At 53.7% G+C, this 15,551-nt stretch carries 15 protein-coding genes; 6 read left to right on the top strand and 9 right to left on the bottom strand.

Going from position 1 to position 15,551, the window contains the following annotated elements:
* Positions 1-235 precede the first annotated feature (235 nt).
* Positions 236-1,267, top strand: coding sequence for a LacI family DNA-binding transcriptional regulator (locus tag N0M98_RS06625; protein WP_249863967.1), 1,032 nt, complete (start codon positions 236-238; stop codon positions 1,265-1,267).
* Positions 1,268-1,649: 382 nt separating this feature from the next.
* A complete protein-coding gene (locus N0M98_RS06620) occupies positions 1,650-2,693 on the top strand; it encodes an SIS domain-containing protein (RefSeq protein WP_249863968.1) in 1,044 nt (347 codons plus the stop codon).
* Positions 2,694-2,832: 139 nt separating this feature from the next.
* On the opposite strand, the gene N0M98_RS06615 is transcribed toward N0M98_RS06620, so the two are convergent.
* The gene (locus N0M98_RS06615; RefSeq protein ID WP_249863969.1) at positions 2,833-3,789 is read right to left on the bottom strand and encodes a LysR substrate-binding domain-containing protein; all 957 of its coding nucleotides are present in this window, start codon (positions 3,787-3,789) and stop codon (positions 2,833-2,835) included.
* 136 nt (positions 3,790-3,925) lie between these two features.
* On the opposite strand from N0M98_RS06615, the gene N0M98_RS06610 reads away from it, so the two are divergent.
* Positions 3,926-5,413 carry an SLC13 family permease gene (locus N0M98_RS06610; protein ID WP_249863970.1) on the top strand — a complete coding sequence of 496 codons (1,488 nt, stop codon included), beginning with the start codon at positions 3,926-3,928 and terminating at the stop codon, positions 5,411-5,413.
* Between the two features lie 21 nt (positions 5,414-5,434).
* The gene (gene apgM / locus N0M98_RS06605) at positions 5,435-6,673 is read left to right on the top strand and encodes a 2,3-bisphosphoglycerate-independent phosphoglycerate mutase (RefSeq protein WP_259617318.1); all 1,239 of its coding nucleotides are present in this window, start codon (positions 5,435-5,437) and stop codon (positions 6,671-6,673) included.
* A gap of 111 nt (positions 6,674-6,784) precedes the next feature.
* Here apgM and N0M98_RS06600 read toward each other — a convergent pair whose 3' ends face one another.
* The 6 genes from N0M98_RS06600 to N0M98_RS06575 all read right to left on the bottom strand — a co-directional run bounded on the left by N0M98_RS06600 (position 6,785) and on the right by N0M98_RS06575 (position 11,817).
* Positions 6,785-7,078, bottom strand: a complete 294-nt coding sequence (locus N0M98_RS06600; RefSeq protein ID WP_249863972.1) for a hypothetical protein — start codon at positions 7,076-7,078, stop codon at positions 6,785-6,787.
* Positions 7,079-7,223: 145 nt separating this feature from the next.
* A complete protein-coding gene (locus N0M98_RS06595) occupies positions 7,224-7,409 on the bottom strand; it encodes a hypothetical protein (protein WP_249863973.1) in 186 nt (61 codons plus the stop codon).
* Between the two features lie 73 nt (positions 7,410-7,482).
* Positions 7,483-8,001 (bottom strand): hypothetical protein, encoded by a 519-nt coding sequence (locus N0M98_RS06590; RefSeq protein ID WP_259617317.1) that lies wholly within the window; start codon positions 7,999-8,001, stop codon positions 7,483-7,485.
* Positions 8,002-8,160: 159 nt separating this feature from the next.
* Positions 8,161-8,676 carry a hypothetical protein gene (locus N0M98_RS06585; RefSeq protein ID WP_259617316.1) on the bottom strand — a complete coding sequence of 172 codons (516 nt, stop codon included), beginning with the start codon at positions 8,674-8,676 and terminating at the stop codon, positions 8,161-8,163.
* A 28-nt stretch (positions 8,677-8,704) separates the two neighbouring features.
* Positions 8,705-10,852 carry an ABC transporter transmembrane domain-containing protein gene (locus tag N0M98_RS06580; protein ID WP_249863976.1) on the bottom strand — a complete coding sequence of 716 codons (2,148 nt, stop codon included), beginning with the start codon at positions 10,850-10,852 and terminating at the stop codon, positions 8,705-8,707.
* A gap of 326 nt (positions 10,853-11,178) precedes the next feature.
* Positions 11,179-11,817, bottom strand: coding sequence for a DUF7002 family protein (locus N0M98_RS06575; protein WP_375295449.1), 639 nt, complete (start codon positions 11,815-11,817; stop codon positions 11,179-11,181).
* A 298-nt stretch (positions 11,818-12,115) separates the two neighbouring features.
* Between N0M98_RS06575 and N0M98_RS06570 the strand changes: the two genes are divergently transcribed.
* Together N0M98_RS06570 and N0M98_RS06565 are read left to right on the top strand one after the other, a co-directional pair.
* On the top strand, positions 12,116-12,319 hold the full coding sequence (locus N0M98_RS06570; protein ID WP_249863978.1) for a hypothetical protein: 204 nt from the start codon (positions 12,116-12,118) through the stop codon (positions 12,317-12,319).
* 129 nt (positions 12,320-12,448) lie between these two features.
* On the top strand, positions 12,449-12,631 hold the full coding sequence (locus tag N0M98_RS06565; protein WP_249863979.1) for a hypothetical protein: 183 nt from the start codon (positions 12,449-12,451) through the stop codon (positions 12,629-12,631).
* Positions 12,632-12,947: 316 nt separating this feature from the next.
* Here N0M98_RS06565 and N0M98_RS06560 read toward each other — a convergent pair whose 3' ends face one another.
* A complete protein-coding gene (locus N0M98_RS06560; protein WP_249863980.1) occupies positions 12,948-14,054 on the bottom strand; it encodes a Gfo/Idh/MocA family protein in 1,107 nt (368 codons plus the stop codon).
* A gap of 222 nt (positions 14,055-14,276) precedes the next feature.
* The gene (locus tag N0M98_RS06555; protein WP_249863981.1) at positions 14,277-15,548 is read right to left on the bottom strand and encodes an ABC transporter substrate-binding protein; all 1,272 of its coding nucleotides are present in this window, start codon (positions 15,546-15,548) and stop codon (positions 14,277-14,279) included.
* Positions 15,549-15,551: the final 3 nt, after the last annotated feature.

Below are 15,551 nucleotides of genomic sequence, written 5' to 3'. Positions count from 1 at the left end.
TTATTCCTCCTTTCAAGTTGATTTTGCACTTGCTCACCCTGCTCACATGAAAAATATAGCGCATTCAAAAGAAGTCGTCAACGTTTATTTTTCATGTTTTTGCCGCAAATTTTACTGTAATTTTCATCGTTTTTGCACAAAACTCAGTTGACCTTGCGCCTATTTTTACTTAACATAGATGATAGGATTTTGCCGCAAAAATAAGTCTGACATGGTGAAAAGGCAGGTTATAGATATGCCCACATTAAAAGATATCGCCGAGCGTGTCGGCGTCTCCATCTCTACCGTCTCCCGCGTGCTGGCCAACGAGTCCAACCGCGCGGTCAACAACCTTACTAAGCAAAAAATTTGGGACGCCGCACGCGATCTCGGCTATCCTGTCAAGCCGCCGACGCAAGAGCCGCAATCTGCGGCCAAAGGAATCGGCTGCATCGTATCGACGATGCAGGACCGTCATTACCATCCCTACTTTTCGGTTATTTTCGAAGGAATTGACAAGGAGCTGTCCAGGCACGGCTACAAGCTCTCGTTTACCCATACGCTGGAAGATTTGAAACGGCCGGACATTTTCCGTGAAGTGACGGAAGACGCGCAGGTCGAGGGCGTCATTCTCATTGAAGGGATCGACAGCAGCATTTACAGCCATATCAAAAAACATATCAAGCATATTGTCGGTATCGACGTGTCCGACCCGACCATACCTACGATCTCCTACGACCGGGTCGAGGCGGCCCGGTTAGCCGTCGCGCATCTGATCGGGCAGGGCCATCGCGACATTATGTTCATCGGCGGCACCGGATTGTCCGGCGACTTCGACCGCGAGAAGCGGTACCGCGGCTACAAGAGCGCGCTGGAGCAGGCAGGCCTTGCCGTCCGCCCGGAGCATGTGCTGAGCGCCGAGTGGGAGCCGGACAATGCATACCGGCTGATGCTGAAATTTCTCGATCAGCCCGGCGGCCCCCTCCCGACGGCCGTATTTGCGGCCAGCGACATTATGGCTATGGCCGCGATGCGCGCCATCTCGGAGAAAGGCTACCGCATCCCGCAGGATTTCGCCATTGTCGGCTTCGACGATAACGAGCCGTCGCGCTATACGGTGCCGCCGCTGTCGACGATTCATATCCCGACGTTCGAAATCGGAATCGTCGCCGCCAAAACGATGCTGCAGTGCATCGAATCTCCGTACCCGCTGCCCGTCAAAATTTTGCTGCCGTTCGAGCCGATGTTCCGGCAGTCGAGCGACTGGCGCGTACCGCAGCAGCCGTAACCTCCGTCAAGAGACCGGCCTACCCTGCTGTCTTCGCGAAACGAAACCCCGGATAAGCCAAAAGGACCTCGCCTCCGCTTCGTTGCGGATTTGAAGTCCCTTGGCTTTTCTTTATGTCCGAATGTTTTAAGCGTCCTGCAAATTTTGATCGTTTATTTCATCATCGCGATCGCATACAGCTTACATCATGATTTATTCCATCTTTTTTAGTGAAAATATCGATTCGAAATGATAATAAAGCCTTAATCAACACCGACAAAATTGCGTTTTGGTTATAAAAATCATTTTTTTGACGGAAAAAATCATTTTATGATTGATATTTCTAATTATTTCATTTAAACTGTCCTTACATACCCATGTATTCTATAGGAGGTCATCATTCATGAGTTTAACTTATAGCGAAGTTATCCAGCAATATTCCGCTTTACGCGAAACCTACAATTATATGCTGTCCAAGCGCGAAGACATCGTCGCCTTCGTCCGCAAGCAAGCGGTCTCGTCGATTACTTTCGTCGGCTGCGGCTCCAGCTACTGCTTAAGCGAATCCGCCGCTTTCTCCAGCCGTTTGCGTGCAGGACTTCCTGCGAGCGCTTTGGCGGGCGGAGACTTGATGCTCAACCCGCAGCGTTACCGCGCTTTGCTGGAGAACACGCTGCTGATTGCGCCTTCGCGCTCCGGTTCCACCAGCGAGGTCGTCGAAGCCGTCCGCCTCATCCGGACTGAGAAGCATGTTCCGGTTGTAGCGCTATCCTGCGTAACGGATTCCCCGTTGTCGCAAAAAGCCGATTTGTCCCTGGAACTGCCTTGGGCGTTCGATCACAGCGTATGCCAAACCAGAACGGTAACGAATTTGTATGTCGCCAATTTGCTTATCAACGCTTTCATCGGCGGCGACGAGAAGCTGATCGCCGATATTGGGACGGCGATCGAGCAAGGCGAAGCCTACATGAAGCGCGTGGAAAGCGGCATTCGCCAAGCGGCCGACTTCGCATGGACGAACGCGGTAGTGCTTGCTGACGGCGAGCTGCAAGGACTCGCCTCCGAAGGGGCGATCGCATTGACCGAAATCGCCAAAGTACAGGCGCATTCCTTCCACCTGCTGGACGTCCGCCACGGTCCTATGGTAACCGTCGGCGCAGATACGCTCGTAATCGCCGCGCTAACCGGAGACGGCACCGAGCATCAGAGCAACCTTATGCGCGACATTAAAGCGAGAGGCGCCAAAATCATCGCTTTCGCCGACCGCGCCGAAGCGGTGCCGCAGCAATTCGTCGATCTGGCCGTCATTTCCGACAATCAGCTTGACGTCGCGGCGCAAGGCATTCCGTTCATTTTCATCCCGCAAATCGTCGCCTTAAGCAGCGCCGAGCGCCAGGGCATTAACCCGGATCAGCCGGACGGTCTCGTCGCCTGGGTGAAGCTGTAATTCCATTCCCGGACGCGTCTGCGGAAGCAGTTCAAAACCTCCAATCCTGCCGTATCAGGCGAGATTGGAGGTTTTTTTCGCGTTCGCCGAACATTCGCGCTTCGGTATTTCTAGAGAAGACGGCGGTCGAAGCCGCCGGTCAGCCCGCATGCGGCTCATCGGTTTTCGCAACCGCCGTCATGCAGCCGGCAGCCGCTTGGCGATCGAACATCCTTCCGCGCTCCAGCATTTGAATAAACTGCTTCGACGCCGGGGAAAGAAGCTTGTTTTTGAAATACACATAACGGATTCCCCGCTCAAGCTTGACGCCTTGAATCGGAATGGAAGCCAGCAAGCCGCTGCGGATTTCCTGCGCGACGGCGAATTTGGACACGATGGACAACCCCAAACCGTGAATCACCCCCTGCTTGATCGCCTCCAGATTGCTAATTTCCATATCGCTTCGGAACGAAATGCCGTATTCCGCGAACTTGCCTTCCAAATAGGCCCGGGTGGCCGATTTTTTCGGCTTCCACAGCATCGTTTCTCCTCGTAAATCCTCGATGGCGCATGCTCCACTCTCTGCAAAAGCATGATCCGTCTTGGCGATCAGAACAAGCTCGTCCTTGTAGAAAGTGGCCGCCTGCAGCCGCGCATCGTCCAGCGGGATCTGGTCGGAGATCACGAGAAACTCCGCCTTGTTCGACTCCAGCATATCGATGAGCTGCCGGGACGACGTAATATTCATATTGATTCTAATCCCCGGATAAGCTTGATTGAACTCGCCGAGCAAAGCGGGCAAGAGGTATACTCCGACGAAATTGCTTGCTCCGAAAGATAACGTGCCGTGCGTCAAATCATCCAATTGCTGAAGATGATCCCGCGCCGATTGCAGCAAATTGACAATCTGCTCGGCATAAGGCTTAAACAGCTCGCCTTGCTTGGTTAAATACAGCTTTTTGCCGATGCGGTCAAACAGCGGGCTGCCGATGTCGTGCTCCAGCCCTTGAATCTGCATGCTGACGGCCGGCTGCGAGCAATAGAGCAGCTCCGCCGCTTCGGTAAAGCTCAAGCATTCCGACAAGGTCAAAAAGGTTTGCAGCTTCGTTAAATTCATCTCCCGCTCTCTCCCTCCATCCCCTTCAAATAAACCATAAGATCTTCTTATGATTATTCAAATAAAATCAAATTGTATTATCATTTTACGCTGACTATAATGAAAGCGCAACCATAAAACAAGGGAGGAACCAAAGATGACAGAGGAAGTGCAACCGGTGAATAAGGCGGCCGCCGATCCCCCGCCCGTACGGAAAAAAGGGCTGGAAGAGAAGATGAAGAGGTGGGGCATCCCTATCGCCATCATCGTGTTTTTGATTTTGTTTTTCATGCCGGCGCCGGAAGGCTTGAAGCCGGATGCGCAAAAATCGATTGCGATTTTCACGGGAGCGCTTGTGCTGTGGATTACGACCCCTATCCCCATTTACTTGACTTCGCTCCTGTCGATCCTGCTGCTTCCGCTAACCGGAGCGGTGAAGGATCAGGAAGCGGCATTCGGCACGCTCGGCTTTGACGTCATATGGCTTATGGTGTCCGCCTTCGTCCTCACTTCCGCTATTATGAAGTCGAACCTCGGCCGCCGCTTCGCGCTGTGGATGGTGACGAAATTCGGCAAGACGCCGGTGCGAACGCTGCTCGTGCTGGTGCTGATCAATTTCATCCTGGCCTTCTTCGTCCCTTCCACGACGGCGAGAGCTACGCTGATGGTGCCGATTTGCCTCATCCTGCTCGATATTTACAAATCGATTCCCGGCAAAGGCAACCTAGGGAAAGTTATGCTGCTGCAGGGCGTGCAGGCGGATGCGATCGCCACCTCGGGCGTGATGACCGCCACGGCGGGCAACATTATTGCGGTCGGGTTCATCAACGACCAAGCGGGCGGCCACATCGGTTACATGGACTGGCTGCTGGCTTCCATGCCGACGGCAATTATTACGATGCTGATCACGTTCTTCATCGGGCTCAAGCTGTTCTCGATCAAAGGCGAATCGGCTTTCGAACACGCGACCGACACGTTGAAGGAAGAATTGAAAAAACTCGGGCCCTTTTCCTTGAACGAGAAAAAAGCGACGCTGATTTTCGCGCTTACCGTCATTCTGTGGGCTACGGGCGATTACCAGAAAGGCTGGTTCGGCTTTGAAATCAGCACCGAGCAGACCGCCGTTCTCGCCGCCCTGCTCTGCCTGCTCCCCCGGATCGGACTGCTGACCTGGAAGGAAGCGAATATCAAGTGGGATCTGATGATTTTCGCCGCAGGGGCTTATGCCGTCGGCAATGCGCTGGATAAATCCAAAGGCGCGGAATGGATGATCAAGAAGGTGATCGCCGGGCTGGGCCTGGAGCATATGAGCCACGCCTTAGTCTATGTGCTTGTCGTTTTTCTCAGCATGTACAGCCACCTGATCTTTACGAGCAAGACGGTTCGGGTCACGATTCTCATCCCGGCGTTTATTGCGCTCGCCAAATCGCTCGGCATGGACCCCGTCGCCCTCGCGCTCGCATCGGCGATGACGCTGACGTATACGATCACGCTGCCGCCGCATTCCAAAGTCAATACGATTTATTTTGCAACCGGCTATTTCACTGTGTTGGATCAGGTCAAATATGCCATTGTGACTTGTTTTATCGGCGCCGCCGTCATCAGCCTGTCTTTGTTTACATGGTTCAAAATACTCGGATTATAACGCATACTGGAGGACATTACATTGCGCAGAAAAGTTATCGTCGCTATCGCAGACGGGCTGGGAGACCGCCCGCATCCGCTTCTTCATGATAAGACGCCGCTGGAGTCGGCAAGCCGCCATCATTTGGACCGGCTTGCCATGCAGGGCATTACCGGTATGATCGATTTGATCGGCCCCGGCATTCCGGTAGGAACGGATATGGGCCATCTCATCTTGTTCGGCTATCAGCCGGAGCATTACCCCGGACGCGGGCCGATAGAGGCGCTCGGCGTCGGGATGACGGTGGAGCCCGGCGACGTCGTGCTTCGCTGCAATTTCGCTACCGTAGACGACGAAGGGATCGTCCTGGACCGGCGGGCCGGCCGCATCCGGCAGGGCACTGCGGAAATCGCCGAAGCGCTGAACGGCATGACGCTCGAAGACGGCGTTCGCGTCTATATGCGAGCGGCCACCGAGCACCGGGCCGTCCTGATCGTTCGCGGCAGCGGATTGAGCGACCGGATCAGCGACTCGGACCCTCATGCGCCTAACGACGGGCATCCGTATCATGAAGTCCATGCGCTCGATGCGTCGGAGGAAGCACGCCGAACGGCCCGCTGCTTGAACCTCTTTTTACAGAAATCGCATGAGCTGCTCAGGTCGCATCCCGTCAATGAAGAACGCATCCGGCGCGGACTGCTGCCCGCCAACTTCATCTTGACGCGCGGAGCCGGACAGGCCGCGCATCTGGAGCCGATAACGCGCCTTCGGGGTATAACGGGCAGCTGCATCGCCGGCGAGAGCACCGTGCTGGGAGTCGCCCGGCTAGCCGGGTTCGAAGCTCTCACCCATACCGCTATGACCGGGAACCTCGACACCGATATCCGGCTCAAAGCGCAGTGGGCCCTTGAGCAAATCGCAGCGAAGGATATGGTGTACGTTCATATGAAGGCGCCGGATTTAAAAGGGCATGACAATGATCCGCGCGGCAAAGTGCAGGCGATCGAGCGGTTCGACGAAATGGTCGGCCTGATCGCCGACCAGCTGCCGGAAGACACTTATTTGGCGGTTGCAGCGGATCACTCCACTCCTTGCGAAGTCGGAGAGCACACCGGCGATCCCGTGCCCGTGCTCATCTATGGACCCAGCCTGCGCAGAGACCGGGTATTCCAGTTTACCGAGCTCGACTGCGTATACGGCGGACTCGGCCGTCTCACCGGACATCAATTCGTAACGACGCTGCACGGCTTGATGGGCTGCGTCCGGAAACAAGGCTCCTAAATCCGCCTCGAGCTCTCCATGAAATCACCTCGGAAAGCGAATGCGAAAAAAGGATGAACGCTGTCCCAGCGCTCATCCTTTGCTTTGTTTCGGTAGTGCTCGTCGTCATGACTATTCGTCGCTAAATTCAATATCGTTAAAATCGGCTATGTACTCCAGCTTATGATCGGAACGGTTCACCGCTGCGGCAAACAGCTCCTTATATGGCGTATCGGTTACGGCGATTCGGTTATCTCTTCGCTTCCACTGCTCCAGCACTTCTTGCGAAATCTCGAACGGCAGCAGCGGCTTGACGGAACGTTTGCTGTGAACCACGATATACTTCTGATTATCCATGGCCACAACCACGTTGTTCTTGTAAACCATCTGCAAATGCTTTTCCTTCTCTGTCTGGTGTGCGCTCATATGTTCCCCTCCGAATCGTATTATATTACATTCTATGGAATGAAACAATGAGAATAAAGTCATAAATGTCCATTTTTCAAACTGCTTCCATATCGGTGCGAGCCTGCAAACCCGCGGCTGCCGCGCATTCCGGCTCATTTTGCGGTTATTGCAGCTGCAACCCCATTCGCGATTTTATGGCCAGAATGACGTCCTTTTGCTCCTGAATTGCCCTCTTGTAATGATCCAGCTGCTTTACGTAAACGGCATATTCCTCTTCGGCTTCCTTCAAAGCCTGCTCCGCTTCGGCCAGTTTGATGCTTAATTGCTCTCTCGCCGCTTCATCGTCCATCCCGTTCGTCTCCTCTATGTGGTAAAAAAAGACCATCGAGCGATTCCCGACAGTCTTCTTCGCCTATTTTGTTTCAAGCAGCCCCAAAGCGGCGGCAGTATGTCTCCAGTTCGTCCATAACGACCGTGTATAAGACCAGTTCATTCACAACGGATTGCGTCGAACCGGGAAGTCGGCCGAATTTGGACAACAGCCCTGCAAGACCCGTATCGCCCGCAGGGACCCAGAACTGCACCTGCACTGCCTCCGGGTTATCGGAACGAATCAGACGGAGCAGCTCCTGCAAGCCTCGCAGGAACAGCGTCGTTCCCCGATAAGCTTTGTCAATAAAAGCGACCTCGATCTGGCATATATGGCGATCCTCGTACTGATTTGCGCCGGTGCCGTAGACAAAGCCTGCCGCTCCCGCCAATTCGTAAGGCTCTTCATTCCATATGAGCATAGCCTTACCGAAAATAAGCGGGCTTCCCAGGAAGCCCAGCTTGACTGCAAAAGAATACGGCAGGTTCAATTCATCATGCCGCTGCAGCAAATATTTGACATACGCTTCAAAGTCCATTTCAAGCAAGCAAGGACGAAATACGTATGACATTATTTGGATGCCGGTTGCGCTCTCAGCGTGTCGTTGATGATGACGAGCTTTCCAAAGCCGCTGCCTTTTTTAACGTCTTTATTGCCAAACCCTACTGGTGGAAACATGAGGGATTCGCCTCCTTCTTTTCATAATAAAATTCGCTGTCTCTAAAATGTATTATACCTTGTCGAACTTTTTTAGAATAGCCATTATTTTGTTAACTTTCACACAAAAGACAATTTCTGGCCCGAGAGCCCCCTCGCGCGTATAACTCATTTCGCTAAACTTGGAGTATAATCGGCATAAATAGCCGTTTTCTTGCAAAGCGGCTAATCGAAGCTCCTCCACTTCAGGATGTTCATTGACGATTTCGTTTACCCAAAACCGCAGTCCCTGCACAAAAAGCTTCGTCTTCCGGTGAGCCCGGTCGGCGATCGCCATATCGGCAAATGCGACCTCTTTGTCCTTGAACTCTTTCTCCGGCGTCCCGTGGTAATAGGCCAACACGCCGATGACTCGCCCGCCGACATCCCTTACCTGAATCAAATGGCCTTGCGACGTATAGGAATACAATAAACCGATGGCATCGACAACCGTAAACGAACGATGAAAATCATGCCGGTTTTCCAGCATAAATAAACTGGCTCGGGCAAAATCTTCATCTGTCGTACAACGCATACACTCTATCTTCATCGCGCTCCCCCTTTCATAAGTTCGACTCCTACATGCGCTGCTGCAGCGTATCCTCCAGTGTTCTCCGAATTTGCGGGTACTCCGCCGTCAGCTGCAAGAAGGCCTCGCGCCTCACGGACAGCAGAACCGCCGGACCGAGCGCGCGGACTGTAGCATTGCGGGGAATGTCCTTCAAAAGCGCAATTTCGCCAAAATGATCCCCGTCCTGCAAAACAGCTACCCGCTTCTCTCCCGCTTCAGGCGTATACTTCAAAATTTCTACTTTGCCGCGGACCAGAATATAGCATTTGCCGCCCTCGTCTCCCTGGCGCACGATCACTTCGCCCTCTTTGCAAGTTTCGGTTGCGAATAAACCGGCGATATTCTCAAGCAGCGCCGCTTCGATTCCTTGGAAGAAGGGAAGCTTCGCCAGACGCTCGACATCGACCGTGGCGCGGCGTCCGTCTTCGGACAAGTGGAATCCGTGCTGCTTCTCCCACAGGCTCTTGTAGAGCCCTTGAAGCTGCAGCAGCTCCGGATGGGCGCCGGACTCGACGATGCGGCCGTCCTGAAACACGTAGATCGTATCCGCGTCTACGACAGAGGCCAGCCGGTGAGTTACCGATACGATCGTCCGATGTCCGCGAATGCGCCGCAGCAATTGATTAATATCCGCCTCCGTAGCCGGGTCCAACGCCGAGGTCACTTCATCGAGCAGCAGCAGCTGCGGTCTTCTCAGCAGCGCTCTGGCAATGGCGATACGCTGCCGCTCGCCGCCCGACAACGAACCCCCTTCATGGTGAATCCAGGTGTCATAGCCTTCGGGCCAGCCTGCGATGATGTCGTGGATTCTAGCCTGCTTCGCCGCCTCTATCATATCCGCCTCGGTCACGCCTTTATTGTCCAGCAGCAAATTGTCGCGGATTGTCGCATGGAAGAGAAACGTCTCCTGCGTAACGAGCGTCGCAAGCGACCTCAGCGAAAACTCGCTGACCGTGCGCAGATCATGCTCACCGATCGCCACGATCCCGTCTTTCGGATCATAGAAACGGGATAGCAGCTGCAGCGCCGTACTTTTGCCCGACCCGCTGGGTCCTACGAAGGCGACGTACGTGCCCGGCTTGATATGCAGGCTGACGTCTTTTAACTGCAAGTTATCCTCGGTGTAACCGAAGCTGACCCGTTCCATCCGAATCCCGGCAAATGTTGCAGGAAGCTCCGCAGGCTGCGCGGCCTCCGGCACGTCGGGCTGCTGCTCGAGGATTTCCCCTATCCGGCGGAAGCTGATACGCGAATCAATCAGGTTCGGGAGCAGAAACGACACATTGGAGCCTGCCTGTCCTACGCTCATAAACAAGGTAAAGAAAGCCATAAACCCGCCCACCGACATCTCGTCATGGAAAATCAGGTAACCGCCGAAGCCGATCATAATTCCGTTCAAAATCAGCAACGTGGTTAGCGGCAGCCGCTCCATCAAGGAATTGGTCATATGCATTTTAAATCCCAAAGAAAACAGATTATGAATTTGCTCTCGGGCAAGCTCCCGGAAGCGCTGCTGCTGATGCAATCCTTTAATCGTCTTATGTCCTTTCGCCATCTCGTCGATCGTGTTGGAAAACCGCTCTTGAGCCTCCTTGTAGCCGGAGTGTACGGCTTCGGCTCTCCCTTGCAGCAGTCTGGGGCCCGCGAACATAAGAGCCGATCCGGCCAGCACGGCCAAGGTGAGCTTCCATTCGATCGAAAACAACATAAAAAGGCCCAGCAAAATGCTCAAAGCTTCCTTCAAAAAAAAAGGCAGCGAAATACGGATAACCCTCTCTATCGAAGCCATGTCTTCCGCGAAACGCGTAACCAGATCACCGACTCTATACCGCTGATAAAACGGCAGCGACTGCTTCTGCAAATGTGCGAACAACTCGTTTCTCAGCTGCCGGATTCCTTCGCCGCTGACCCTCCCGAGCGAATAATCTCCGCAGGCGCTTGCGGCAATATTGAGCAGTCCCCCGCCGAGCAAAATGCTCAAAATGACGATGAACACTTGAAAATTTTTCGGAGCAAAAGCCTCGTCCACCAAATATTTGAGACTCAACGGGGCCGCCACCGCATACGCCACTTCAAAAAAAATACTGAACAAAAAAACGCCGCACAACAGCTTGTAGACAGTAAAGTAGCGCAGCAAAGCCTTAAAAAAATTCACCTGAATCTCCGCCTCCCAGTATCAATAGATTACCGCAGTTTCTCAAGACTGTAAACGGTAACCAACGCCGGTTCGGCTAAGACGAAAAAGCCGTATCAAAGCGGAATTCAGGCGGCCATGCTGTCAGCAAGGAATAAGTATTGAACGGGCCAATCAGCATGATGCCAGACTTGGTGCTGACCCGCACGAGCGGGGGATGGCAAGGCGCCGCTTACATCGTTAATGGCAGTAAGACGAAGACCCCCGGCTTATCGCTGAGATGCCCACAGTCGCTAGATATGCGCCAACCATTGGAGGTGCACTTCACAATCGGACCGGGGGTTTTGTCATGAACGGCATTGCAGCTCCTCGTACGTCCGCCATAGTTTTTTCCACTTTCCGGGAACACTCTCGCTTCGGCTCGTATAAACGGCTTGCAAATAAGGGGATATAGGCGCCGCTTCCTTTTCCACCAGTACCTCCAGGATGTCGGAAGGCTTGCCCGGCACCAGCGAATCGTCCGTAAGCCCAAACCGTTCCAGCGGCAGAAACATCGCAGCGCTTTTCTTATAGAAGCACCGGTTCGGATAACGCGGAGAACTGCCGGAATCGTACTTGGACAATTTGATACGATCGTAGAAGTCGGTTAAGAACGCTCCCGCATCCAGGCGAAGGACGGCAAACTCTGTAGCGGGCTCCCTTCTTGTATAAGTGTCCATCATCTTTCGACAAGCTTGCAGCGTCGGCCAAAAAAACACATGCCGGTTCAGGATATCGCGAAATTGCTCCTGCGTCACGTCCGAGTCCAGCATCGCATCGGCGATTTTCAAATGAGGGTTGATCGTCATTTCATAGTTCCCGCACATTATTTTTTGCGCGGTCAAGCGGCGCTCCCGATCCGGCGAAGAGCAGATGCCGCGGCTGGACAGCAAAGCGTCGAAATGCGCAATAGCAGGCAAATTTGCCGTTCTTGTAAAATGGTACAAGGAGCTCCGGTTAGGCGATGCGGTAATCCTATGTACATCTCCTTCATGAGTCCCGCTCCTTCCGGGAAAACCGGCCGCTTGACAAACGGTTTGTCCCGTTACAAAATTTCACCGAGGGAACGAACAGCTTCTCTCATAGCTCATTATGCCATGTTCATCCTCCCTCCATAAGCGGTTTACCCGTGAACAGATCAAAAAATTATCAGAATATTCACATTTTTATTATTGACTTGAAAATGCTTACAGATTTACTATTTTACCCATAAAGAGAAACGACCATTTAAAGGGAGTGGATGTTATGAATGCCCCTATTGTCGATCGTTCCAACGCTTGCTATGAGGACTATATCCGATTCAGTAAACGTACCAAGTACGAGCTGGCCGCTCTCCAAAAAAGCTACTATGCGGAACTGCACTCCCTGCGCGAAGAATTGGACATATTGCTGCTTGAGCTCCAGAACATTCATTCCAGATTAAACCGGCCCTATATGCAGACAGCCTAGAAGAGTGGCGATATATTCGTGGCCGGTCCTTCCGCTCGTTTTACGCAAGCTTCTTCCGGAACGAGTTATGCATATTTATCCAGCAGCAGTGGCACAATAGGCTATGCATCGACGAGGAAGGAGCTGCCCTTGGCTATGAACGAAGACGAGAAAGATCTTTTTAACGAAACATCGTATACCGTTGCCGGGATCAATACGCCGGCGGATCAGGAAAACTGCACGGCGACCGATATGCTCAGCGACGCGGTTGCCGAGATGATGAACAGAATCGAAGAAGATTTTATAGGAGAACCCGAGCAAAAGTCCAAATAATTGGCTGACTGCTTAAAGCGGAACCGCAGACGAACGGCTTAACGGCGCGTCGTTTGTGGTTTCTTCCGGTTAAACGGAACCAATCCCCCAAAAGTGACGTGATGCTCTGAAGCTTATTCCGTCCGCATCCAGCCTAAGCTGGATCGGCGTCTAACCATTCCTCAGGGATCGTTTTATGGGTAGACTTTCCTTTCGGGGGAGCCCACGGATATCCGCAGGATATGGCTGCGCATCATTTCCTAAACAACAAAAAAACGGATGCGCAGCGCCCTTAATAAAGTCGCAGTCCGCGGTCATCCGTCCGCTGTAATGTAATTTACTCTATTTCCGTTACGTAGACAGGTCTGTTCTCGCTCATCGAACGATACGCCGCAAACACGGTGCGTAGCGTGATCAAATTATCCGCTATGCTGTTCTCCGGTTCGCGGTCCTCCTCAATCGCCCGCATCAATTCTCCCATCGTTCCCATGAAAGCATGGGGGAACCAACGCCCTTCCAGCTTCGGCGCATACAGAGTGCCGGGTTCAAGCAAGTTGCTGTACAGGCTGATCGTATCCTCTCGCCCTTCCGGATAATTATACAGCGCTCCGTTTGTACCTTTGACTACCCCTTCGGTGCCTTCGAACCGGAACGTCGCATACCAATCCTCCTGCGGCATCCGATTGTTATGATTGTCATGGACGAGCGCTCGAACGTCTCCCGGATATTTGATATGGATCATCGTCCTTGTTTCGCCGGCATAAGGCTGATTTGGAATTTTGGCGCCGTCCGCATATACGTATTCCGGTTGAAGCCCCAGCACATAACGAATCGAGTCCAGATAATGAATGCTGTGGTACATAACCTCCAGCGTCGATATTTGCGTCAACCACGGCCAGTTTTCCCACGGAGTATGCACATTGACTTGAACGGTGCCCTGCAGCAGTTGTCCCAGCCAACCGCGCGCCGCGATACTGCGGCTTGCCTGTATGCCCGGCGACCAGCGCATCTGCTGATTGACCGCCGCTTTGATTCCCGCCGCCGCGCAAGCGTCGACAAGCGCCCGCGCTTGCCCGAACGTCTCTGCGAGCGGCTTTTGGCACAGCAGATGCTTGCCGTAAGACGCCGCCTTGAGCGCAATGTCAGGCTGGTGCTTGGCCGGAACGGCTATATCGACAATCTGAATTTGCGGATCGGCCAGCATCGCTTCCAGCGTTGCAAATACTTTCATCCCCGGATACCGATTCGCCAGTTCCTCGGCTTTGGCCTGATTCATATCATAAATGCCCGCTACCTGAAACCCAGCCATCCGATAGGCCGGCAAGTGAGCTTGGGCGACGATTTCTCCTGCCCCGACAATCCCGATCGGTCTCGATCGGTCTATCGGCAGCTTCGGCCTGTAATCCACTTGAAGCGAGCCTGCCCGCTGCGGCTCCATAACCATATGAAATCCTCCTCTTCTTTATATATGAGTCTGTCCGATGAACCGCGTAGAAGGTATATATGCAAAATGACAGTGATCATGCGGCGTTAGCGGCAACAGCACCTGACAAGCGGTGGAATGCGGCGGCGCGCATACGTTTATACTTCCTCCGAGTGCTGTAGTCCCCGGATTTCTTGCTTGCATAGTCAGGCCCTTGAGTAGGTTAAAATCCTGCTTGCCGGCTCACGCGCGCCTATGCGCCAAAATGTCGTCAATCTGCTTCGCCGCTTGATCCAGCGCCGATGCGACATCCTTCTTCAGACGAAGCGCGTCGTTCACCATATGGGACAGCACTTCGTTCATCGCCGGATACTCGGGAATCGGCGGCGGACTGTTCACCTGTTGATGAACCCGTTCGATATGCTCGTAATACGGAAACTGCCGGCGCACCTCCTCGTCCCTCCAGGTCGACAATCTCGTCCCGTTGCCGCCGCATAGCGAAGTGGCTTTATCCATCTCCGCCGACGCCGTCTCCTTAATGAACCGGTATGCCGCCTCCGGGTTTCGGCTGCCGGCGGCAATGCCGAGAATCCAGTAAATATTGAGCGACATATGCCGCCCTTGCGGCCCGTCCCCCTTCGGAATAAGGCCTGTGCGGACTTTGCCGGTAATTTTCGACATGTGCGGCATATCCGCCACGGCCGCGAAGCCGGCCCAGTTCCACATCATCGCTGCGCCGCCTTGGGCGAAATAATCCCCGCTGCGGACGCTATCCATCTCCAGCGCCTCGGGCGGGACGACCCGATGCTTATGGATCAGGTCGACAAGAAACTGCAGCGCTTCGCGTCCGGCCTCATGCTGGAACGCAGCCTTTCCGTCCGGCGTTAACAAATGGCCGCCTCGGCTCCATAGATGAATCAGGAAATCGTACACGTTGTTGTGGCCGTCCGGGAACGACGCGGTCACAGCCCCGTACATTCCCTGTTCCGGGCGGGTAAAAAATTTCGCCACATCCACAAACTGCTTCCATGTCGCCGGAACATCCAGCGGATAACCGTATTCCCGGGCAAACGCGAGCCGCTCTTCGCCGTCCGTAAACAAATCGCTGCGGTAAATGAACATCTCCGGACCGTCATGATAGGCGATGCCGTAGATGCGGCCGTCTTCTCCCGTCTGCAAACCGCGCATGCTAGGAGCCCATGCATCTGGCCAGCCCTCCGGCGGATCTTCCTGCAAAAACCGGTCAAGCGGCAGCAAGAGCCCCTCCCGGATCGCTTCGGGCAGCCAGTCCGTAACGCATAGAAATAAATCATGAGCTCCGCTTAGCGCTTCCCGAGAAGTGACCATCCGGTCGTACAGCTTGTGAATTTCTTCGAACTCGCGCTCTACCCTCCAGCCGGAAAGCTTCTCGAAATGCTCCGCCTGAACGCCGAACGAAGCTTCAAAGCCCGCAAATTCCCGCGATATAAGCCGCAATTTCCGTACGTTCCGGTTATTCGTATCCGATGAATTCAAGCC

Origin of the sequence: Paenibacillus doosanensis, assembly GCF_025060755.1 — a bacterium.
GTDB lineage: Bacteria > Bacillota > Bacilli > Paenibacillales > NBRC-103111 > Paenibacillus_S > Paenibacillus_S doosanensis.
This window is presented reverse-complemented; position numbering and strand designations above follow the sequence as displayed.